At 75.0% G+C, this 21,206-nt stretch carries 18 protein-coding genes; 11 read left to right on the top strand and 7 right to left on the bottom strand.

Annotation, left to right across the window (positions count from 1 at the left end; genetic code table 11):
- The first annotated feature begins 1 nt into the window (after position 1).
- The 7 genes from lysX (at position 2) to AB0L25_RS15190 (ending at position 8,321) form a co-directional block, all read left to right on the top strand.
- Entirely contained in the window at positions 2 to 919 is a 918-nt protein-coding gene (lysX, locus tag AB0L25_RS15220; protein WP_500172292.1) for a lysine biosynthesis protein LysX, read from the top strand.
- Positions 916 to 1,923: an N-acetyl-gamma-glutamyl-phosphate reductase gene (gene argC / locus AB0L25_RS15215; protein ID WP_500172290.1), complete on the top strand. Its 1,008-nt coding sequence runs from the start codon at positions 916 to 918 to the stop codon at positions 1,921 to 1,923. Before lysX ends, argC begins: the two co-directional genes overlap by 4 nt.
- Entirely contained in the window at positions 1,923 to 2,723 is an 801-nt protein-coding gene (locus tag AB0L25_RS15210) for a [LysW]-aminoadipate kinase (protein ID WP_500172288.1), read from the top strand. Before argC ends, AB0L25_RS15210 begins: the two co-directional genes overlap by 1 nt.
- Positions 2,720 to 3,751, top strand: a complete 1,032-nt coding sequence (locus tag AB0L25_RS15205; RefSeq protein ID WP_500172286.1) for a M20/M25/M40 family metallo-hydrolase — start codon at positions 2,720 to 2,722, stop codon at positions 3,749 to 3,751. Before AB0L25_RS15210 ends, AB0L25_RS15205 begins: the two co-directional genes overlap by 4 nt.
- Positions 3,752 to 3,818: 67 nt before the next feature.
- Complete coding sequence (locus AB0L25_RS15200; RefSeq protein ID WP_500172284.1) at positions 3,819 to 5,363, top strand: class I adenylate-forming enzyme family protein; 1,545 nt, start codon at positions 3,819 to 3,821, stop codon at positions 5,361 to 5,363.
- A gap of 97 nt (positions 5,364 to 5,460) precedes the next feature.
- Positions 5,461 to 6,645, top strand: coding sequence for an argininosuccinate synthase-related protein (locus tag AB0L25_RS15195; RefSeq protein ID WP_500172282.1), 1,185 nt, complete (start codon positions 5,461 to 5,463; stop codon positions 6,643 to 6,645).
- Positions 6,646 to 6,713: 68 nt separating this feature from the next.
- On the top strand, positions 6,714 to 8,321 hold the full coding sequence (locus AB0L25_RS15190) for an AMP-binding protein (RefSeq protein WP_500172280.1): 1,608 nt from the start codon (positions 6,714 to 6,716) through the stop codon (positions 8,319 to 8,321).
- 24 nt (positions 8,322 to 8,345) lie between these two features.
- On the opposite strand, the gene AB0L25_RS15185 is transcribed toward AB0L25_RS15190, so the two are convergent.
- From AB0L25_RS15185 to AB0L25_RS15170, 4 genes are all read right to left on the bottom strand, one after another.
- A complete protein-coding gene (locus AB0L25_RS15185; RefSeq protein WP_500172278.1) occupies positions 8,346 to 9,152 on the bottom strand; it encodes a hypothetical protein in 807 nt (268 codons plus the stop codon).
- Positions 9,153 to 9,242: 90 nt separating this feature from the next.
- Positions 9,243 to 10,283, bottom strand: coding sequence for a DUF2330 domain-containing protein (locus AB0L25_RS15180; RefSeq protein ID WP_500172276.1), 1,041 nt, complete (start codon positions 10,281 to 10,283; stop codon positions 9,243 to 9,245).
- A gap of 120 nt (positions 10,284 to 10,403) precedes the next feature.
- Complete coding sequence (locus tag AB0L25_RS15175; RefSeq protein ID WP_500172274.1) at positions 10,404 to 12,419, bottom strand: helicase-associated domain-containing protein; 2,016 nt, start codon at positions 12,417 to 12,419, stop codon at positions 10,404 to 10,406.
- A gap of 130 nt (positions 12,420 to 12,549) precedes the next feature.
- Positions 12,550 to 13,128, bottom strand: coding sequence for a dihydrofolate reductase family protein (locus AB0L25_RS15170; RefSeq protein WP_500172272.1), 579 nt, complete (start codon positions 13,126 to 13,128; stop codon positions 12,550 to 12,552).
- A 141-nt stretch (positions 13,129 to 13,269) separates the two neighbouring features.
- On the opposite strand from AB0L25_RS15170, the gene AB0L25_RS15165 reads away from it, so the two are divergent.
- Positions 13,270 to 14,190, top strand: coding sequence for an aminoglycoside phosphotransferase family protein (locus AB0L25_RS15165; RefSeq protein WP_500172270.1), 921 nt, complete (start codon positions 13,270 to 13,272; stop codon positions 14,188 to 14,190).
- Here AB0L25_RS15165 and AB0L25_RS15160 read toward each other — a convergent pair.
- A complete protein-coding gene (locus AB0L25_RS15160; RefSeq protein ID WP_500172268.1) occupies positions 14,165 to 15,172 on the bottom strand; it encodes an EamA family transporter in 1,008 nt (335 codons plus the stop codon). The two genes, AB0L25_RS15165 and AB0L25_RS15160, sit on opposite strands and share 26 nt — an antisense overlap.
- A 69-nt stretch (positions 15,173 to 15,241) precedes the next feature.
- Here AB0L25_RS15160 and AB0L25_RS15155 point away from each other — a divergent pair, with 69 nt between their 5' ends.
- Positions 15,242 to 16,147, top strand: a complete 906-nt coding sequence (locus tag AB0L25_RS15155) for a LysR family transcriptional regulator (RefSeq protein WP_500172266.1) — start codon at positions 15,242 to 15,244, stop codon at positions 16,145 to 16,147.
- 36 nt (positions 16,148 to 16,183) lie between these two features.
- Here the strand turns inward: AB0L25_RS15155 and AB0L25_RS15150 are convergent, their stop codons facing one another.
- Positions 16,184 to 18,226: a SpoIIE family protein phosphatase gene (locus AB0L25_RS15150; RefSeq protein WP_500172264.1), complete on the bottom strand. Its 2,043-nt coding sequence runs from the start codon at positions 18,224 to 18,226 to the stop codon at positions 16,184 to 16,186.
- A gap of 115 nt (positions 18,227 to 18,341) precedes the next feature.
- Positions 18,342 to 18,854, bottom strand: coding sequence for a hypothetical protein (locus AB0L25_RS15145; protein ID WP_500172262.1), 513 nt, complete (start codon positions 18,852 to 18,854; stop codon positions 18,342 to 18,344).
- Positions 18,855 to 19,010: 156 nt separating this feature from the next.
- Here AB0L25_RS15145 and AB0L25_RS15140 point away from each other — a divergent pair, with 156 nt between their 5' ends.
- Positions 19,011 to 19,499, top strand: a complete 489-nt coding sequence (locus tag AB0L25_RS15140) for a flavin reductase family protein (RefSeq protein ID WP_500172260.1) — start codon at positions 19,011 to 19,013, stop codon at positions 19,497 to 19,499.
- A gap of 107 nt (positions 19,500 to 19,606) precedes the next feature.
- Positions 19,607 to 21,115 (top strand): FAD-dependent oxidoreductase, encoded by a 1,509-nt coding sequence (locus AB0L25_RS15135; protein WP_500172536.1) that lies wholly within the window; start codon positions 19,607 to 19,609, stop codon positions 21,113 to 21,115.
- Positions 21,116 to 21,206 lie beyond the last annotated feature (91 nt).

Genomic DNA, 21,206 nt, shown 5'->3' with positions numbered 1-21,206 from the left:
GGTGGCCGTGCTCGCCTCCCGCGTCCGGTACGAGGAGAAACGCATCTTCGCCGCCCTGGAGCGGCGCGGGGTCGCGTACGCGCACGTCGACACCCGCCGGCTCGGCGACGAACTGGGCGCCGGGCCGTCGGCGGGCGCCGGGTACGCGGCGGCGCTGAACCGGGAGATCTCCCACAGCCGCGGCCTGTACGCGTCGCTGCTGCTGGAGGCCCGCGGCGTCCCGACCGTCAACACCTCCGACACCATCACCGTCTGCGGCGACAAGCTGCGGACCTCGCTGCTGCTGCGGCGCGCCGGGGTGCCCGTACCGCGCACCGCGGTCGCGCTCGCCCCGGAGGCGGGCGCGGACGCCGCCGAACGGCTGGGCTTCCCGGTCGTGATCAAGCCGCTGGCGGGCTCCTGGGGGCGGCTGGTCGCCGCCGTCCACGACCGGGACCAGGCGGAGACCGTCCTGGAGCACCGGGCCGCCCTCCCGACACCGCAGCAGCACATCGTCTACCTGCAGGAACTCGTCGACAAGCCGGGCCGCGACATCCGAGTGATCGTGGCCGGGGACGAGGTGGTCGGCGCGACGTACCGCTACTCGGACGGCTGGCGGACCAACGCCGCCCGGGGCGCGCGGTCGGAGCCCTGCCCGCTCACCCCGGAGCTGACCGGGCCGGCGCGCGCGGCCGCCCGCGCCGTCGGCGGCGGGGTGCTCGGCGTCGACCTGGTCGAGGGCCCCGGCGGGCCGCTCGTCCTGGAGGTGAACCACACCGTCGAGTTCCAGGGGTTCCAGGACGCGCACGGCGACGCCGTCGACGTGGCCGACGCGATCGTCGCGCACCTGCTGGACGCGGCGTCCCGCGACGGCGCGGACCCCGGGCCGGCGACCCCGGCCGGGACGGCCCCGGGCGCGCGACGCGGGGAGGCGACGTGATCCGGGTCGGCGTCATGGGCGCCGCCGGATACCTGGGCGGCGAGCTGCTGCGGCTGCTGCTGGGGCATCCCGGCGCGACGATCGCGCAGGCCGTCTCCACCCGCTTCCCGGGCCGCCGCGTCGACTCCGTCCACCCCAACCTGCGCGGCCAGACCGACCTGGTGTTCACGCCGCCGGACGAGCTGGAGACCTGCGACGTGCTGCTGACGGCCACGCCGCACCGGGCCACCATGACGCTGCTGCCCGAGGCGAGGAAGCGGGCGGGAACGGTCATCGACCTCTCGGGGGACTTCCGGAACCCCGACCCCGCGGTCTACGAGCGGTACTACGGCGTCCCGCACGCCGCTCCCGACCTGCTCGGCGCGTTCGTCCCCGGCATCCCCGAGATGTACCGCGCCGAGCTGGCGGGGGCCGACCTCATCAGCGTGCCGGGGTGCGCGGCCACCGCCGCGACCCTCGCCCTGCTCCCGCTGGCCGGGCTGGTCCGGCCGGACGTGCAGATCGACGCGCGCACGGGATCGAGCGGCTCGGGCGCGCTCGCCGGGGCCGCCAACCTGCACGCCGAGCGCAGCGGGGCGATGCGGGTGTTCGCCCCGGTGCGGCACCGGCACGAGGCCGAGGTGACCCGGCTGACCGGCCTGGACGCCCGGATGACCGCCACCGGCGTCGAGGCCGTGCGCGGGGTGCAGGTCGTCTGCCACGCCACCGGGACGGCCGACGAGAAGACCCTGCGCCGCGCCTACCGCGAGCGCTACGCGGACGAGCCGTTCGTCCGGGTCGTCGCGCACCGGACGGGCGCGCACCGGTTCCCCGACCCGAAGCTGCTGTCCGGGTCGAACTACTGCGACGTCGGCTTCGCGGTGGAGGGCGAGCGGATCACCGCGATCGCGGCACTGGACAACCTCGTGAAGGGCGGAGCGGGCGCCGCGGTGCAGTGCCTCAACATCCGCGCCGGCGAGCCCGAGACCCTGGGCCTGGGGTTCCCCGGCCTGCACCCGGTCTGATGGGCGTCACCGTGGTGAAGTGCGGCGGCGCGGTGCCGCCCGGGCCGGTGTGCGCGGACCTCGCCGGTCTCGCGGGCCGGGTCGTCCTCGTGCACGGCGGCGGCCCGGAGGTCGACGGGCTGGCGGGGGAGCTGGGCGTGCCCGCCCGCACCCTCGTGTCGCCCAGCGGCGTGACCAGCCGGCACACCGACCCCGCCATGCTGGAGGTCGTCACCCTCGCCCTCGCGGGACGGGTCAAGCCGCGGCTGCTGCGCGCCCTCGCGGCGGCCGGCGTCCCGGCGGTGGGGCTGACCGGCCTCGACGGCGGGCTGCTGCGGGCGCGGCGCAAGCCCGCGCAGCGCACCGTCCGGGACGGCCGCACCGTGCTCGTCCGCGACGACCACAGCGGGCGCCTCACCGGCGTGCGGCCCCGGGTGCTGCGGGTGCTGCTCGACGGCGGGTTCGTTCCGGTCGTGTCGCCGCCCGCACTGGGCGAGGACGGCGCGCCGGTGAACGTGGACGCCGACCGGGCCGCGGCGGCGGTGGCGGGCGCGCTCGGCGCCGAGCGGCTGATCCTGCTGACCACGGCCCCCGGTCTGCTGCGCGACGCGGCCGACGAGGACACCGTGCTGGACCGCTGCGCGCTGGCCCCCGACGGCCCGGTGCCGTACGCGGCGAGCGGCGGCATGCACCGCAAGCTCATCGCCTCTCGCGAGGCCCTGCTCGCCGGCGTCCCCCGGGTCTCGGTCTGCGACGGGCGCGTGCCCCGTCCGGTCACCGCGGCCCTGCGCGGCGCCGGCACGACCCTGGAGATCACATGATCGGGCCCGTCGACCTGCTGCACGCCATGCTGGACATCCCCTCGCCGTCCGGCCGCGAGGACGAGCTGGCGCGCTTCCTGGAGAAGACGATGAACGACCTCGGCATGGCCGCGTACCGCGACGAGGTCGGCAACGTGATCGGCGACATCGGCACCGGGCGGGGACCGGTGGTGATGCTGCTGAGCCACCTCGACACCGTCGACCGGCCGCTGCCGGCGCGCCGCGACGGCGACCGGCTGGTGGGCCGCGGCGCCGCGGACGCGAAGGGGCCCCTCGCGGCGATGATCAGCGCGGCGGCCGCCCGGCCGACCTTCCCCGGCACCATCCGGGTCGCCGGGGCGGTCGAGGAGGAACGGCTCTCGCGGGGCGGCGAGCACCTGGCGCGCACCGTCCCGGCGCCCGACGCGCTGCTGGTGGGGGAGCCGAGCGGCTGGTCGCGGGTCGTGCTGGGCTACAAGGGCAAGATCGACATCGAGTACCGGGTGACGCGTCCCGCCACGCACTCCACCAACCCCGCGGCCAAGGCCAGCGAGGTCGCGGCCGGATTCTGGCGCGACCTGCTGGAGGAGCTCGGGCCCGGACCCGACCACGGCGCGTTCGCCACGCCCGCCGCGACCCTGCGCGGCATCCGCGGCGACCTCACCGAGGCCCTGCTCGACATCGACTGCCGGGTCCCGCCCGGCTTCGACGTCGAGGACCTGGTCGCGCGGCTGCGCACGCGCGCGAACGGCGGCGAGATCACCGTCGTCCGGTACATCCCCGCCGTGCGCCGAGACCGGTCCGACCCGGTCGTCCGGGCGGTCACGACGGCGATCCGGCGGCACGGCGGCAGGCCGCGCCCGACCCTCAAGACCGGCACGTCCGACATGAACACCGTCGCCCCCCACTGGAACGTGCCGATGGCGACGTACGGCCCCGGCGACAGCTCGCTGGACCACGCCGACGACGAGCACATCGAGATCGGCGAGTACCTGCGGGGCGTCGACGTGCTCACCGCGGCCCTCGACGAACTCGCCACCGCGCTGTGATCCCGGACGGGCGGCCCGAACCCGGCCGGCCGGCCCCGCCCGGCCCGTTCGCTCCTCGGAGGACATCATGCACCTGACCCACATCGTCCATCGGGCACTGCAGCTCGCCCCGGACGAGCCGGTCACGGCCTACGGCGACCGGTTCCGCACGGCCCGCGAACAGGCCGACCGGGTGGCCCGACTCGCCGGCGCCCTGCGCGAGCGCGGGGTCGGAGACGGCGAACACGTCGGGATGCTCGCCCTCGGCTCGGACCGCTACATCGAGTTCTTCCTGGCCGTGGCGTGGGCGAACGGGGTGTTCCACCCGGTCAACCCCGCGTGGAGCACGCGAGAGATGATCTACGCGCTGGCCGAGTCCCGGACCGAGATCCTCTTCGTCGACGACGCGTTCCTGGACCGCCTCGCGGAGATCAGGGCGGCCTGCCCCGACCTGCGCGAGGTCGTCCACGTCGGCGACGGGCCGCCGCCGGCCGGCATGGCCGGGTTCGAGGGGCTGATCGCGGGCACGGCGCCGGTCGAGGACGCCCGCCGGGGCGGCGAGGCCCCCGCCGGCGTCGTCTACACCAGCGGGACGACCGGACGCGCGAAGGGCGTCGTGGTCAGCCACGCCGGGCTCGTCCACCAGGCGCTGATCCTCCCGGCGCGGGTCCCGTGCCACGGCGTCCCCGGCGGGCGCATCCTGATCACGTCGAACTTCTCCTCCATCTCCATGCTGGTGACCTGGCTGATCCAGGGGATGTGGGGCGGGATCACCGTCGTCCCGCGGACGACCGACGTCGGCGGGCTCCTCGACGCGATCGAGCGCCACGGGGTCACGCACGCGCCGTTCGCGCCCGGCACCATGCAGCAGATCGTCGACCGCCCGGACATCGCGGCGCGAGACCTGTCCAGCATGCGGAGCATCGCCTATGGCGCGGCGCCAATCACCGAGGCGCTGCTGACGCGGGTGATGAAGGTGTTCCCCAACGCCGCTTTCCACCAGTGGTACGGGATGAACGAGTTCGGTCTCGCCACGCTGCTGCCGCCGGAGGACCACGTCGCGGGCCGCAAGCTGCGGTCCGCCGGGCGGCCCGCGCTCGGCGCCGAGGTGCGGATCGTCGACGACGCGGGCGCGGAGGTGCCGCGCGGCGAGGTCGGGGAGATCATCGTCCGCACCGGCGCCATGATGCTCGGCTACCTGAACAAGCCCGAGGAGACGGCGCGGACCGTCCGGGACGGGTGGGTCCGCACCGGCGACGGCGGCTACATGGACGAGGACGGCTACGTCTACATCGTCGACCGGATCAAGGACGTGATCAACGTCGACGGCTGGAACGTCTACTCCACCGAGGTGGAGCAGGCGATCGCGGCCCATCCCGCCGTGGCCGCGGTCGCGGTGATCGGCGTCCCCGACGACAAGCCGGGCGAGAAGGTGCACGCGGTCATCGTGCTCAGGCACGGCCGAACGGCGAGCGAGGAGGACATCCGGCGGCACTGCGAGCCGCTGATCGCCTGGAAGACGCCCAGCAGCTACGAGTTCGTCGACGCCCTCCCGCTGTCGAACACCGGGAAGGTCCTCAAGCGCGAACTCCGCAGGCCGCACTGGGCGGGAAGGGACCGCCAGGTCAACTGACCGCCCCCGGAGGTGCGCGGGCGCGCGTCCGCGCCCCGTCCTGTCAAGTCAACGTGGTTCGGAACGGCATGGGAGCGCCCCGCTCCGGAGGTTTGACGTGTGGACCAAGAAATGCGTCCGCGAATTCGATCACATCGAAGCGGCGGCCCGGAACGGCGGGCGGGTCGTGACGCTGTTCAGCGGCGGGCTGGACAGCTTCTACCTGCTGTGGCGGCTCAGCCGCCACCCCGACCTGGAGGTGTACGCGCTGTCGGTGGGCCTCGGCGGCGACGCCGAGTACGACGACGGCGCCGGCGGCGCGGCGCGGCTCGGGGCACGGCACGTCCTGGCCGACCGCGCGGCGGTCTTCGCCGACGAGTTCGTGGCGCCCGCCATCGCCGCGCAGGCGTCCTATCTCGGCATGCACCCGGTCAGCTCGTCGCTGAGCCGCCCGCTGCTCGCGCGCGCGGCGGTGGAACTCGCCGGAGAGGTCGGCGCCCAGGTGGTGCTGCACACCGCGAACAGGTCGCAGAACAGCTTGCGGAGGTTGAACACCTCGATCGCCGCGCTCGGGTTCGACGGGTATTTCGGCAGCCCGTACGAACTCGACGCGATCAGCCGCGACGACAAGCGGGCCGCGCTGAAGAAGGCGGGCTTCCCCGATTTCGCCGACCGCTCGCACAGCGGGGATTCCAACCTGTGGTGCAGGGAGTTCGAGTCCGGCCTGCTGGACGACCCCGAATGGTTCCCGGTCCCCGAGGACCTCTACACCTGGACGTCCGCCGCACCGCCGGAGCGGCCGGAGAAGGTGGTGATCGACTTCGCGGGCGGCCGGCCGGTGGCGCTGGACGGGGAGCCCGCGGGGCTGCGCGAGCTGATCGGGGCCCTCAACCACCGGGCGGGCCGCTACGGCCTCGGCCGCTACTCGGGCCTGGAGCACATCGACAGCGGCGAGAAGGTCCTGGAGGTCAGGGAGATGCCCGCCGCGTGCCTGCTGCTCCACGCGTACCGGCAGCTGGAGAGCGCCACCGTGCCCGCCGAGACCATGCGGGAGAAGCTGTCGCTGGAGCAGGCGTGGACCAGGGAGGCGCTCGAGGGCCGCTGGTTCGGCTCCCTCCGGGCGGCCGCCCAGGCGTTCGTCATGAGCGTCGCCGAACGGGTGACCGGCCGGATCACCTACCGGCTCGACCGGACCGGCATGACGGTGCTGTCGGTGGAGGCCCGCGACGCCCTCTACATCCGCGACCGCGACGCGTGGGAGCGCGACACGGCGCGGTCGGCCTTCCACTTTTCCACGGCCTGATCCCCGCGGGAGCGCGGGAGAAAACCCATCGAATCCGACGTTCGAGGCGAACCAGACGGAGGTACGGGATGTCCGAGGAGTACCGGCGGCTCGGCTGGTGGCGGGACGAGACCTTCCTCGACGACCTGCGGCGGCACGCGCGGGACCACCCGGGCAAGGCCGCGGTCGTCGCCCGCCGCATCGGCACGGGCGACACCCGCACGCTCGACTACGCCGAGCTCGCCCTGCTGACCGACCGGTGCGCCGGGGCGCTGATCGAGCTGGGCGTGCGCCCCGGCGACACCGTCGCCGTCCACCTCGCCAACGGCTGGGAACTGGCCGCGCTCGCGCTGGGCTGCCTGCGCGCCGGGGCGCGGATCTGCCCGCTCCTCCCCGTCTACCGGGAGCGGGAGCTCGCGGCCTACCTCGGGCTGACGGAGTCCCGGGTCTTCATCACGCACGCCGAGTTCGGCGGCGAGGCGCCGGGCGAGCTCGGCCTGCGGCTCGCCGCCGAACTGCCGTCGCTCGAGCACGTCGTGGTGTCGGGCGAGCCGCGGCCCCCGGGCGTCCGGGACCTGCACGAGTTCTTCTTCGACACCCCGTGGGAGAAGACGCGCGAGGCGGATCTCGACGGCCGGGAACTCGGCCCGGACGAGCCGTACCTGACCCTCTTTACCTCGGGCACCACCGGCGAGCCCAAGGGCGTCCTGCACAGCCAGAACACCCTGTACGCGCCGATACGCGGCGAGGCCGAGGTCTTCGACCTGGGCGGCGCGGACGTCCTCACCATGGTCGCCTCGTACACCCACTACACCGGGTTCGTGCGCGGGATGCTCATGCCGCTCGCGCTCGGCGGCACCGCGGTCTTCCAGGACACCACGGACGGCGCCGCCATGGCGGACCTCCTGGCGGAGCACAAGGTCACCTACCTGTACGCCCCGCCGCACTTCCTGCGGCCGCTGGTGGACGCGCAGCGCGCCGAGCCGCGCGACCTCGGCGCCCTGCGCTGGGTGGTCGGCGGGTCCGCGCCGATCCCGACGCCGCTCGTCCGGGAGGTCGGCGAGGTGTTCGGGCGGCGCCTGTTCTCGCTGTGGGGCATGTCGGAGAACGGCGCGGTCACGATCGGCCGCCCGGACGACCCGGTGGACTGGGCGGCGCACAGCGACGGCAGCCCGATCGCCGGCATGGAGGTCCGCATCGACCCGCTCCCCGGCCGGGAGGACACCGGCGTGCTGCGGGTGCGCGGCCCCGCCCAATGCCTGGGCTACCTGCGGCGGGCGGAGCTGTACGCGTCGTTCTGCGACGAGGACGGCTGGTTCGACACCGGCGACCTGGCCCGCCCCGACGGGCGCGGCGGCATCCGCATCACCGGCCGCACGAACGACACCGTCTTCCGGAACGGGTTCTTCGTGCCGACCACCGAGATGGAGGAGATCCTCGCCCGGCATCCCGCCGTCGCGGAGGCGGCGGTGATCGGGCTCCCGGTGCTCGGCGGCGCCGACCAGACGATCTGCGCGGTCGTCCGTCCCGCCGCCGCGGACCGCCGGATCGGGTTGGAGGAGGTACGGGCGATGCTGCGCGACGCCGGGATGACGGCGTTCTTCTGGCCGGAGCGCCTGGAGTTCGTCGACGCCCTCCCCAGGGCCGCCGCCACCGGGAAGGTGCGCAAGGTGGAACTACGGGACCGCTTCGCCTGACCGGCGCCCGGCCCCGGGGGACGCTCACTGCGACCAGTCGATCTCGTCGGCGGCCAGGTCGAGCTGCGCGAACCCGCCGCCCCCCAGGTTCGGGTCGCCGAACGCCTCGCCGAAGCCGAGGAAGAACGGGCCGAAGTCGCCGCCGTTCACCACGGTGGCGGTGCCGCCGAAGTGGCACCGTTCGAAGAACCTGTCCCTCAGCCCGAGCCGCTCGCCCTCCTCGGAGTGCATCTCGATGTACCCGGAGCCCTTCTTTCCCCATTCGTCGTAGCGCTTGCCGACGTTCGGGTCGTCGGTGCGGGCCCGGAGGCGCAGCGGCCGCGGCGGCCGGTCGTGCCGCCAGGCGTCGATGCAGTCGTCGTCGGTCTGGTCCGGCTCCTTCGTCGCCGGGTCGGGCAGCGGGCAGGCCGGTGCCGCCAGTTCGGCCTCGGTGAGCCAGATCCAGGCCCAGCCCCCGCCGATCTCGTCCTCCCGGTAGCGCTCACGGGGATGGCGGCCCTTCGCGTAGGCGGCGAGCGCGGACCAGAACGCCGCGGCCTCCGGCTCGTGGTCCGGCGGGGCGCCCCCGGCGATCGTGTCGGCCGCCCCCTCCACCTCGTCGGCCACGTGGTCGTCGGCCTGGAACACGCTGAGCCCGGCCAGGTCCTCGCCGGCGCAGCGGTACTGCTCCGGGACCCGCACGGTGAACAGGTGCGCCATCGGCAGCCCGTTGACGCGGCCGCGGGGCCACTGCTCGGGCCGCAGCCCGGGCGGGCGGCCGAAGGCGTGACCGTCACGGCCGTCGTCGTCGAAGTCGATGTCGTACGCGGTGCGCGGCAGGGGCAGGTCCATCGAGGCTCCTTGATCGAACTCGGTGGGGAGAGCGTAGTGGCGCGCTGCGACGTTATGAGGACGACGGTTCCGCGTGCGCGACCCGCTGCGTCACTCGCCGGTGCGCCGTGACCGCCGGAGCCGGCGCGCCGCCAGGACGACGCCCAGCCCCAGCGCCAGGGCGCCGCCGGTGAAGACGATCAGCCACCCGGCCGGCATGCCGAGGAACCGGACGACCTCCTCCCGGTAGACGACCTGCCGGTAGGGGTCGTCGTCCGTCGCGGCGAAGCGGTAGTCGTCGTCGATCTGCTCGGGGTCGATCCCTTCGTCGGTGAGCTCGGTCATGAACAGGCCCTTACCGAGGAACCCTCGGAGTTCCGGGGAGCGCACCTGCTCGGGCGTCACCCGCCCGGCGAACGCGAGCCGCATCGGGGTGCCCGTCGTCTGCTCCACGCGATGCTCGCCGAGCACGTAGAGGTGCAGCCGCTGCGTGTTCTCGGCGAGGCGCGAGAGCCGCATCGGGTAGACGAGCTCGTCCGACGCGAACGACACGTGCAGCGGGGCGAGCTCGCCGCTGAGGCGCGCGCCGGAACTCGGCCGCAGCTTCACCGCGACGTACTTCCATCCCTGCTCGACGTACGGGCCGAGCGCCTTCGCGAGGTCGGGGCGGAGGCGGTAGCCGTTCCGCGTGAGCCAGCCGCTCAGCGCGTCCGGGTCGTCGGCGTCGAGCGTCGCCACCCGGAACGGCCCGAGGTCGCGCTCGCCGAGCACCTCGACGGACCCGCCGGGACCGGACGGCGCGCCCCCGGCGCCCGCGCCGTCGCCGGAGCCCAGGTCGGGGAACCAGATCCGGCGGGTGACCACGCGGGGTTCGGTGAGCGCGTCGAGCTGCTCGAACCAGCCGCGTTCGCCGAGCCGGACCGTCGCCTCGGACGGCGTGGGGAACAGCCAGGCCGCGTCCTTCTCCGCCGACTCCGCCGACAGCCGCATCACGATGTCCTCGGCGCGCGCCGCCGCGTCGTAGCGGACGATCGACGTCTCGTCGGAGATCCGGACCGAGCTGTCGGCGATCATCGCGCCGCAGCCGCACGCCGACGCCGGCCGCGCCGCGGCGGTCGCCGACGAGGCGAGCACCAGTCCCAGTACGGTCACCACACGCGCGAAGGTACGCACCCGACACTCCTCATCATCGTCCCGAAGGTCTATGACCGCCGGCGACGCGTCCCGGTTCCCGGTTCGTGCCGACGGCGTCCGGGCGGTGTCCAGGGGGGATCAGCCGTTCACCGCTTCGACGGACTGGATGCGGGAGTAGTCGAAGTGCCGCTCCTCCGGACGTCCCGCCTCCGCGCTGCGCATCTCGCAGACGGCCTTGAGGAGCTTCCTCCTGTTCAGCCGCACCATTTCGTAGGGAGGCGCGATGACCCGGGAGGTCTCCTCGCCGTTCAGGTCGACGTAGGTGATCCTGACGCGCCCGTCCTCGGCGACGGCCCGGGCGAGCAGCCGCACCTCGTCGGACCCGAGTTCGCGGGCCTCGCGGGTGATGACGCGCTCCGCCCGTTCCAGGGTCGACCGCCGGCGGGACGGCCGAGGAGCGGCCGCCCGCGGGCGGGCGGGGGAGCGGGGCGGGACGCGCGGCTCCTTCCGCAGCCGTTCCGCGAGCGCGCCGACGTCGGGCGGCGGCTCGTCCGCGGCCGGCGGGGGAAGCGGCCCGGGCGCGGGGTCCTCGGCCACCGCGAACCCGGCGGCGCGCAGCGCCGCGAGCACGCTCTCGCGCGGGGCCGGGGCGATGAGGACGCCGGGGGAGAGCAGCCGCACGCCGAGGGCCCGCAGGGCCGGGTGCCGGACGGCGCGCGCGACCAGGTCGGCGTCGGCGCTCTGGAAGACGCAGGTCGCCGGCACCTCCCGGAGCCGGGGCGGGACGCGGCCGTCCGCCGCCGCGGCGATCTTGCGCCGCAGCGCCGGCGGGAGCGGCGCGCGGCTGACGGCGGTGAGGCGCGCCTCGATGTCGGCGGGGCTCAGGCCCGATTCCAGGGCCCGCCGTAGGCTGCCGTCGCTGATCCTCCAAGACGGCCCGACGAGACTCTCGGCGGCCGCGTCGAGTTCTCTCGCGAGCGGTCGCGACGGCGTTCCCCGGACGGTCACCGTGAGGTCGGGGGCGATCGTCGCGCGTCCGGAGAACGGGGGCAGCCGCTCGGACGCGCGCCGTGCCAGGCCCGCGCGGTCCCCGGCGGCGAGGAGCGCGCCGAACGAGGAGAGCGCCCCGTGCGCGACCAGCCCCAGCAGCACGGCCTCGTGCAGCAGCGCGCCGTGGGGCGGGTGGCGGGGGCCGTGGTCGCAGGCGAGCGGCCGATGCCAGTCGAGCGTCCTCCCGAGGTCCTCGGGCGCCTGCAGGCCCCGTCCCCCGGGCACCTCCCGCAGGACGGTCACGAGTTCACGCCGGACCTGGACGCACCCGTCGCAGTCCGCCTTCGTGCTCAACGGATAGAGTTGCCCGCCGTCGTCGGACCGGGTGCGCGTCGGCGAGGACGGCAGCGTCCACCAGGCGAGCAGCGCCCGAGCGGCCTGCTCGCCCGGCGGCAGGTACGTGAACGCGTCGCCCTCCGGCGACAGCCGGAGGTGCGCACCGTCGCCGGCCAGCAGCCCGGCGCCCCGAGCGCACGCCAGCGCGAGCCGTGCGGACGCCTCGTCGCACCGGGCGGCCGCCATCACCCGCTGGAGCGCCCTCGGCTGCGCCCCGGCCCTCTTGAAGGTCTGCAGCGGCCGCCTCGCGCACTCGGCGAGCGTTCCCGCCAGGTGCCCGGCGAACTCCCCGAGCCGTGCGGCGGCCGTCCGCTCCACGCGTTCGGGGTCGACCGGGACGGTCGGCGGTCCCGGCGGCACCGGGTCGAACGGCATCCGGCCCGCCGCCGCGTCGTGCTCGGGCCACCGTTCCCGCAGCGCCTCAACCACGTGCAGCGTCCCGTCGCGACCGGGCCAGGCGAGCGCGTGCCGCTCCAGCGTCGCGAGCGCGTCGTCCACCGCGGCGGCGGGCCCGCCCAGCAGCGCCGTGATCGACGCCCGGGTCGCGTCCCGGCCGAGCACCGCGGCCGCTTCCGCGACCTGGACGCAGGGCCGCGTCAACCGCCGGAGCGCCCGCTCCACCGACCGCTCGTCCTGCAGCCGGCCGGCGAGGTCGTCCCACCCGCCGGGCTCGGGCGGCCCGCAGGCGTCGGCCCGAGCCGCCAGCACCTCCGCCAGCGCGTCGCGGCCGAGCGCGGCCAGCCACTCCGGCAACGGCGCCCCTGTCATGCCCGTTCTCCCTCCACGGACCACCGGACCTGGGAAGCGAACGAGCACCACCCAAGCGCAAACGCCCCGGTATCTGTGGGAAATCGGAGAAATAGGTCACGTCATGAGACCCGTCCGCCGGCGGGTGCGGTCAGGCGTGCAGGGAGGGCCGGTAGACGAGCTCCTGGACGCGGCCGTCGAGCGTCCGCTGCTCGATCAGCTCGAGGTCGAAGTCGGCGGCGCCCCGGAAGACCGGGTCCAGCCCCGTCTTGCCGGTGATCACGGGGAAGAGCGTCACCTGGACGCGGTCGACGAGCCCGGCGGCCATCAGCGCCCGGTTCATCGACAGGCTGCCGTGCGAGCGCAGCGGCACCGCGGACTCCTCCTTCAGCCGGGCGACGACGTCGACCGCGTCGCCCCTCGCGACGGTCGCGTCCGGCCAGTCCAGGGGCTCTTCCAGCGTGGTCGACACGACGGTCGCCGGCAGGTTCCTCATCCGCGTGACCCACGGGTCGCGCACGTCGGAGTCCTCGGTGCTCGAGGCGAGCATCTGGGCGAACATGCGATACGTGGTCGCCCCGAAGACCATCCGCTGCTCCTCCCCGTACAGGGCGAGGCGGCGGTCGAGCAGCTCGGGGCCCTGCTTGCCCCAGTAGCCGGTCCAGTCGCCGCCGGCGGCGCCGAAGCCGTCGAGGCTGGAGAAGACGTCGAACGTGTAGGTGGCGGTCATGCTCTCTCCTCGGGTGCGGCCGATCGGGTGTCGGGGATACAGACCGGCGGCCAGGGCGGGACTCATCGCGGACGGCTCGGGAAGGACGCCCGCGCGAACGGCGGAGCCGCGGCGGGCGCGCTCCGGTTACCGTTGCTCCACATGACGCATTCCGAGATCGAGATCACCGCGGGGCTGGTGCGGGACCTGCTGCGCGACCAGCACCCCGACCTGGCCGATCGCCCGGTGCGGCTCGGTGCGCGCGGCTGGGACAACCAGCTGTGGCGGCTCGGGGACGACCTGGCCGTCCGGCTGCCCTGGGCGACGGGATCCGCGGACGCGCTGCTGCGCAAGGAGCACACGTGGCTGCCGGTCCTCGCCCCGGGCCTGCCGCTGCCGGTCCCCGTCCCGCAGCGCCTCGGCGAGCCCTCCGCGCGGTTCCCGCGACCGTGGATCGTCACCACCTGGCTGCCGGGCACGCCCGCCGACCGCGCGCCCGTCACGCGCGCCGCGGAGTCGGCGAGCGCCCTGGCCGCCTTCCTGACGGCGCTCCACCGGCCCGCCCCCGAGGGGGCGCCCGCGGGCCGGAACCGCGGCGGGCCGCCGGCCGAGCACGCCGACGGTTTCGCCGAGCAGCTCGCCGCGGTCGCCGACCTCGGGCTCGTCGCCGACCCGGACGCCGTCCGCGAGGTGTGGGAGGACGCCGCCGCCGCGCCCGGCTGGGCGGGCCCGGCGACGTGGCTCCACGGCGACCTGCATCCGGCCAACGTCCTCACCGCGGACGGCGCCCTCTGCGGCGTGATCGACTTCGGCGACCTCTGCGCGGGCGACCCGGCCTGCGACCTCGCCGCCGCCTGGACCCTGCTGCCGGACGGCGCCATCGACCGCTTCCACGCCGCCTACCGGCCGGTCCCGGACGCCGCGACCCTGCGCCGCGCCCGCGGATGGGCGGTGCTGCGCGCCCTCGCGTGCGTCCTCATCGGGGACGCCGGCGTCCACGGCCGTCCCGGCGGCAAGGCCACCTGGGGCCCGCCCGCGCAGGCCGCACTGCGACGCCTCACCGCGACCCGGCGTCCGTCCTGAGGGCCGACGGGACGCCGGACTCCGGGGAGGGCGGGGCGGGTGGTGACGGACGGCCGGACGGTGCGCCGGAGCGGGCGTCGGCGCGGGCCCCGGTGCGTTCGGCGCCGCCGCCGGCGATGACCACGAGCGCGACGCCCGCGGCGGCGGGCCATCCGGGCGTCTGGCCGAGGAGGACCAGGCCGATGACGGTGGCGATGGCGGGTTCGAGGCTCATCAGCGTGCCGAACGCGGCGGTGCTGAGCCGGCGCAGCGCGATCAGCTCGAGGATGAACGGCACGACCGGCACGAGGATCGCCAGGCCGAGCCCGGCCAGCAGCAGTTGCCAGGTGAGGCGGTCCACCACCTGGGGACCGGCGACCACGGTGGCCACCAGCGCGGCGACGGGCATGGAGACGGCCAGGCCGCCGATGCCGGAGACCCGGTCGCCGACGCGCCGGGTCAGCAGGATGTAGACGGCCCAGCAGGCCGCGGCGGCCAGGGCGCAGCCGACGCCGACCGGATCGGTCGCGCCGTGCCAGGGTTCGGTGAGCAGCAGGACCCCCGCGCCCGCCGGCAGCGGCCACAGCCGCGCGCGGCCGCGGCCCCGGGCCACCGCGACGCAGAGCGGGCCGAGGAACTCCAGCGCGCTGGCGGTGCCCAGGGGCAGCCGGTCGGCCGCCGCCATGAAGAACAGCGTCATGCCCGCGGTGACCACGCCGAGGGCCGTGCAGGCCACCAGGTCGGCACGGCCGAACCGGGACGGCCGGGGCCGCACGATCACCAGCAGCAGCACCCCGGCCCACGCCAGCCGCAGCCAGGCCGCGCCCGCGGCGCCGACCTGGTCGATCAGCCCGATCGACGCGGCCAGGCCCAGCTGCACGCACGTCATCGACGCCAGCGTCAGGCCGGCTCCCGTGCGGGCGCCGCTCCGCCGCGCGGCCCCCGCGGACGTGGGCGCGGCCGTCCCCGCGGGCGAGACGGGGTGAGGGGAGGTGGAGGTCATGGCCCCCAGTAGAAGGGACGCGCACCGTTCACGTCCACGCGAGAATGCTGGACATACCGTTCAGGAGTCGTGAACGATGGCGGGATGGACGTCCGCCGCCTGAGGATGCTGCTGGAGCTGTCCCGGCTGGGATCGATGCGCGAGGTCGCCGAGGAACTGGGGACCACCACCTCGGCCGTGTCGCAGCAGATCGCCGCGCTGGCGCGGGAGACCGGCACGGCGCTGATCGAGCCGCAGGGCCGCCGGGTGCGGCTCACCCCGGCGGGACGGCGGCTGGCCCGGCACGCGGTGACGATCCTGGCGGCGGTCGAGGCGGCCCGGCGGGACCTCGATCCCGCCGCCGAGCCGGTCGGCACCGTCCGGGTCGCCGGGTTCGCCACCGCCGTCCGCCGGTCCCTGCTGCCGGTGGTCGCGGACCTGGCCGACCGCCCGGCGGTGCGGCTGCGCATCCACGAGCACGAACCCGCCGAGGCGCTGGCGCTGCTGGCCGCCGACGACGTCGACCTCGCGCTGACCTACGACTACAACCTCGCGCCCGCGGCCGCGGACGAGAGGTGGGAGTCCGGGCCGCTGTGGTCGACGGACTGGAGCCTGGCGGTCCCGCGCACTGTGGCGGTGCCCGGCAGCGGCGACGCTGCCGCGCTCTTCGCCGCCGTCCGCGACCGGGACTGGATCGTCAACTCCCGCAACACCGCCGACGAGCAGGTCGTCCGGATCCTGGCGTCGACCGCCGGATACGAGCCGCGGATCGCCCACCACGCCGACGGCCTGGACCTCGTCCAGGACCTCATCGTCGCCGGCCTGGGCGTCGCGCTCCTCCCGGCCGACCGGCCCGTGCTCCCCGGGATCGCCCTGCTGCCGCTGACCCGCCCGCCGGTGGTGCTGCGCTCGCATGCCGTGGTCCGCCGCGGCCACGCGAACTGGCCCCCGCTGCGCCTCGTCCTCGACCTGCTCACCGCCCGCGCGACGGCCTGAGCGCCCGGCCGGGCGCGCGCTCCCGCGGGCGGGGGCTCAGCCGGTGACGCGGAGGGCGATCACGGCGATGTCGTCGGTCCCGGTGGTGGGAAGCCCGTCCAGGAGGGTGTCGCAGAAGGCGTGCAGGGGGCGGTGCGCGAGCGCGGACGCCTGCACGCGAAGCCGGTCGAGGCCGGCGTCCAGGTGCTCGCCCGGCCGCTCGACCAGGCCGTCGGTGTACAGCAGCAGGGTGGCGCCGCGAGGCAGGGGCTCGGTCGCGCTGCCGTAGGGCTCGTCGAACAGGAAGCCCAGCAGGGGGTTGGCGGCGTCCTCCAGCAGCCGGGCGTCGCCGTCGGCGGTGATCAGCAGCGGCGGCGGGTGGCCCGCGACGGCGTAGTCGAGCCGCCGCCCGTCCGGGCCGGTGCCGGTGACGCGCGCCAGGACGGCCGTGGCCGTGGCGTCCGGGGCCAGCGTCTGCATCGCGCGGTTGAGCCGGTGCAGGGTCTCGCCGGGCGGGCCGGCGCGGTCGACGGTCAGGGCCCGCAGCATGTTCCTGAGCTGGCTCATCCCGACCGCGGCGGCGAGGTCGTGCCCCGCAACGTCGCCGATGGCGAGGACGGTCGCGCCGTCGGGCAGGACGAAGCAGTCGTACCAGTCGCCGCCGACCTCGGCGGCCGCGGGGCTCGGACGGTACCGGGCGACGGCCTCCAGGCCGGTGAGGCGCGGCGGTTCGGCGAGCAGTTCGTCCTGGAGCGCGAGGGCCACCTGCTGGGTCCGGTGGGCCTGGACGGCGATGCTCAAGGCGTCGTGGGTGTGGTCGAACAGCTGCCGCATGAGGTCGACGTCCTCGGGGGTCATGGGGGCGCGGTCGCCGCGCCGGGCGGCGGTGACCGCGGCGGCCACGACGCCGTCCACGATGACCGGCATCAGCACGACGCTGTTGGCGTCGGACCGCCGCAGCCAGGCGGTGGTGCTCTCCGGCAGCACCCCGGCCGGGGGCTCGCCCGGCGGGAACGTGCGGTGCAGCGGCCGCCGCCGTTCCACCGCGCGGGTGAACCCGCTGTCGGCGGCGAACCGCTCGAAGCCGAGCGGCGGCTGGCGGGGCATGCCGTCCTGCGCGGCGGTGGCGACCCGCTGGGCGACGACGGGGGCGCCCTCGGGACGGTCGCTGAAGTTCGGCAGCAGGTGCACGCCGCAGCCGTCGGCGAGCGCCGGGACGAGCACGTCGGCGAGCGCGCCGAACATCTCCGGCAGCCCGGAGTTCTCGGCGATCGCGGCGGCGGCGCGGTCGGTCAGCTCCCGGCGGCGCTCCTCCTGCCACTGCTGCTCGATGTCGGTGCAGGACCCGATCCATTCGATCAGGGCGCCGTCCTGGTAGACCGGCGCGGTGCGGACCTCGAAATGCCGGTACTCGCCGTCGACGGTCCGCAGCCGGTACACGTACCGCCAGGGACGGCCCTCCCGGCGCGCGAGGTCACGTGACCGTTTCGCCGCGTCGCGGTCGTCGGGGTGCAGCGCCCGCAGCCAGCCGTTGCCGCGGAACTCCTCCCAGGTCTGCCCGGTCACCCGCTCCCAGCCCGGGCTCGGCTCGATGACCCCGCCCGCCGGTCCCGTCACCCACATGATCGGCGCGCTCGCCCCGGCGACCCGGACCAGGCTCTCGTACCTGCGCCGGAAGCGCTGCTGCTCCTCGGCCGTGCGGACCGCCCGCCGGGTCGCGGCGACCTGCTCGGTGACGTCCACCGCGATCACCATCACGCCGGGCGGCTCCTCGCGGAACCGGGAGAGGCTGAAGGTGAAGAACCGCTCCGCGCGGCCGGCGTCGCCGGTGCCGATCTTCAGCCGCGACTCGGCGAGGGTGACCGCCTCCCCGGTGGCCAGGACCCGGTCGAACAGGACGGGGCAGTCCAGCTGGGCCAGGTCGGCGAACGCCTCCTGGACCGGCTCCCCGAGCGGACGATCGCCGAAGTACGCCCGGTAGGCGGCGTTGGCGTACATCAGGCGGTGGCGCGGCCCGCTGGTCAGGGCGATCGCGACCGGCGCGGGGTCGAACGCCTCCAGCGCGATCCCGCCCGTTCCCTCCCCGCAGGCGTCGTCCATGCCCCTTACCCCCGGTCGGCCGCGGTGTCCCGTGATGTCCAGCCTTCCCCCGCGCCCGCGGGGAGGAACGTCCGGCCGGGCGTGCCGCCCCGTGGGGAGGCGGCCGGCGCTCGGGTCAGAGGCAGCACCAGCAGTAAAGGCGGTCGCTCGCCCGCCGGGCGCGGCGGGCGAGCGCGACGAACCCGTCGATGACGTCCCGTGCTCCGGCGGCGTCCATGTGCCCGCCGAACTCCTCGATCCGCGCCCATCGCTCGGCGATCGACGGCAGGGCGCCGTCGTCGGCGTCGGCGAGCGCGTCCCGGATCCGGTCGGAGAACTCTTCCAGCCAGGGGCCGGTGTGCCAGGGCGAGTCCGCGGGAAGCCGCTCGAAGTCCTCGGTGGAGGCGGGCTTCGTCTCTTCCGGCGGCCACACGGACACGGTGTCGATCAGGTCGACGCTCCACGGCACGTCGAGAAGGAACGCGATCAGCTGACCGAGGACGACATAGGGGTCGATGCCCTTGGCGTCCAGAGCGTCCATGTCCGCATGAACGGTCGTGGGTCCGGCCGGTACGCCGTCGCCCACGTCGAGCAGCATGAGCGCGGTCTTCTGGTCCGGCGCCCGGAAGTAGTCGTAGAGCACGCCCATGTTCCGTCGTCTCCTGTCGGCGTCGCGGTGGCGCGAGACAGCGTAGATCACGACGGAGGCGGCGATCTCCGCTGCGACCGGCGGGCCCGCCGGGACGGCCGGTGCGTCATCCCCCCTCGGCGGCCCGGACCGGTCCCCGCCTCGTAGGCTGCAGAGGTGGACAGCGATGAGTTCGTCGCCGGGTTCGACTACCCGATGTTCGTGGTGACCGCCGTCGACGCCGGCACGGGGGCGCGGGCGGGCTGCCTGGTCGGGTTCGCCACGCAGACCAGCATCGATCCGTTCCGGTTCCTGGTGTGCCTGTCCCGCCGCAACCGCACCTTCCGGGTGGCCGAGGCGGCGACGGTCCTGGCCGTCCACGTCCTCGGACGGGACGGCGACCAGCAGCGGCTCGCGGCCCTGTTCGGGGCGCGGACGGGCGACGAGATCGACAAGTTCGCGCGCTGCTCCTGGCGGCCGGGGCCCGGAGGCGTGCCCCTGCTCACCGGCGCCCATCGCCACCTGGTCGGCCGTGTCCTGGAACGCGTCGACCTCGGCGACCACGTCGGGTTCCTGCTCGAGCCGACCGAGGTGTCGGTCGCCGCCGACGCCGCCCCGCTCACCTTCCGTTCGCTGCCCGCCCTGGAGCCGGGGCACCGGGCCTGACCTCCGCCTCCGGCCGCTCCCGCCACCGATCCCGCGACGACCCCTTGACCCGCCGACGTCTCGATCATACATTCACTCACATTCTGTATGAATGAGGGGTGAGCGGGATGCGGGGACGGACGGCCGTGGTGCTCGGCGGCAGCGTGGCGGGCCTGTGCGCCGCGGGGGTGCTCGCGCGGCACTTCGACGAGGTGATCGTCCTGGAGCGGGACCGGCTGCCGCCGGGCGCGGAGCACCGCCGGGGCGTGCCGCAGAGCAAGCACCCGCACTTCCTTCTCAACTCCGGGCGCCGCGCGATCGGCGAGATCTTCCCCGGCTTCGAGGAGGCGCTGATCGCCGCCGGCGGCATGCGCCTGATGCCGTCGATGGACGCCGCGTACTGCGAGAACGACGGCTGGGCGCCGCGCAAGTCCGGATCGATGACGATGGTCTACAGCTCGCGCGTGCTCATCGAGCGGGTCCTGCGCGACAAGGTCCGCGAGCTGTCGGCGATCCAGGTCCGCGAGGGCGTGACCGTCACCGGGCTCCGCACGTCCGGGGGCGGCACCGCCGGCGGGCGCGTCGAGGGCGTCGAGTACCGCACCGCCGACGGCGAGGGCCGTCTCGCCGCGGAGATGGTCGTCGACGCGCTGGGGCGCGGTTCCTCGGTGGCCGACTGGCTCGCGGCGGCGGGCTGGCCCGCGCCGCCGGAGAAGACCCTGGACGCCAAGGTCACCTACGTCTCGCGGTGGTACGACCTGCCGCCCGCCGACCGCCGCCCGGAGACGTGGTGGTGGAAGCACCTCGTGGTCACGCCGGCGCAGGACCGCGGCGACCGTCCCGAGGAGCACGAGTTCCTCAGCAACTTCTTCCCCATCGAGGGCGACCGCGCCATCGTGTGCATGGGGTCGTGGGGGATCCGGATGCCGCGCGAGACGGACGCGTTCGAGGCCGCGGTCGATCGCGTGCGCGCCACCGCCTTCGGACGGGCGGCGCGTGCGTGCGCGCCGACGTCCGAGGTGCACCTGACGCGCTCGACGGGCAACAGGTGGCGCCGGTTCGATCTTCTCGAGGACCCCCCGATGGGGCTGGTCTGCGTCGGGGACTCGATCTGCGCCTTCAACCCGTTCTACGCGCAGGGGATGAGCTCGGCCGCCCGCTCCGCGCTCATCCTGGGCGAGCTGCTGCGCGGCCGCGGCGCCCTCGACCGCGACTTCTTCCGCGCGTTCCTCGATCGGCAGAAGACGTCCCTCGACGTGCCGTGGATGCTCGCGATGGCCCGTGACCAGGCGTACGACTTCGCCACCGGAACCGAGGTCGCCGCCCCCTGGCGGCGCAGGCTGGCCGCGCGGTTCAGCTGGCCGATCTTCAACGCGATCAACGCCGCCGGCCGCGAGGACGACTACGTCGAGCGGACGTTCGCCGAGGTGTTCAACCTCGACAAGTCGCTGCGGGAGATGGCCCTCGATCCGCGCTTCTGGTTCGGCATCGCGCGCTACAAGGCGCGTCAGCGGCTGGGGCGCACGGTCGTGCCCGGCGGGTTCGACGAGAAGAAGGACCCGCCCGGCACGGACTTCACCGGCTACGCGCGCTCCAGCGGAGCATCGTCCGCCGACACCGGCCTCGTCGACGCCTGACAGTGATGATGTAGGTGAGCGCCTCCCGCTGGGGTCTGGCCCAACGCCTGACTGGCCTGGTGCCTTCAACGGGATCTGCCGACCCTGCGCG

The sequence above is a fragment of the Spirillospora sp. NPDC052242 genome (assembly GCF_040679555.1).
In the GTDB taxonomy this organism is placed as follows: Bacteria; Actinomycetota; Actinomycetes; order Streptosporangiales; family Streptosporangiaceae; genus Spirillospora.
This window is presented reverse-complemented; position numbering and strand designations above follow the sequence as displayed.

Coding starts and splice junctions, on each gene's coding strand:
- AB0L25_RS15210 (WP_500172288.1), top strand. CDS start 1,923: ATGGGCGTCACCGTGGTGAAGTGCGGCGGCGCGGTGCCGCCCGGGCCG.
- AB0L25_RS15205 (WP_500172286.1), top strand. CDS start 2,720: ATGATCGGGCCCGTCGACCTGCTGCACGCCATGCTGGACATCCCCTCG.
- AB0L25_RS15200 (WP_500172284.1), top strand. CDS start 3,819: ATGCACCTGACCCACATCGTCCATCGGGCACTGCAGCTCGCCCCGGAC.
- AB0L25_RS15190 (WP_500172280.1), top strand. CDS start 6,714: ATGTCCGAGGAGTACCGGCGGCTCGGCTGGTGGCGGGACGAGACCTTC.
- AB0L25_RS15185 (WP_500172278.1), bottom strand. CDS start 9,152: ATGGACCTGCCCCTGCCGCGCACCGCGTACGACATCGACTTCGACGAC.
- AB0L25_RS15175 (WP_500172274.1), bottom strand. CDS start 12,419: ATGACAGGGGCGCCGTTGCCGGAGTGGCTGGCCGCGCTCGGCCGCGAC.
- AB0L25_RS15170 (WP_500172272.1), bottom strand. CDS start 13,128: ATGACCGCCACCTACACGTTCGACGTCTTCTCCAGCCTCGACGGCTTC.
- AB0L25_RS15165 (WP_500172270.1), top strand. CDS start 13,270: ATGACGCATTCCGAGATCGAGATCACCGCGGGGCTGGTGCGGGACCTG.
- AB0L25_RS15160 (WP_500172268.1), bottom strand. CDS start 15,172: ATGACCTCCACCTCCCCTCACCCCGTCTCGCCCGCGGGGACGGCCGCG.
- AB0L25_RS15150 (WP_500172264.1), bottom strand. CDS start 18,226: ATGGACGACGCCTGCGGGGAGGGAACGGGCGGGATCGCGCTGGAGGCG.
- AB0L25_RS15145 (WP_500172262.1), bottom strand. CDS start 18,854: ATGGGCGTGCTCTACGACTACTTCCGGGCGCCGGACCAGAAGACCGCG.
- AB0L25_RS15135 (WP_500172536.1), top strand. CDS start 19,607: ATGCGGGGACGGACGGCCGTGGTGCTCGGCGGCAGCGTGGCGGGCCTG.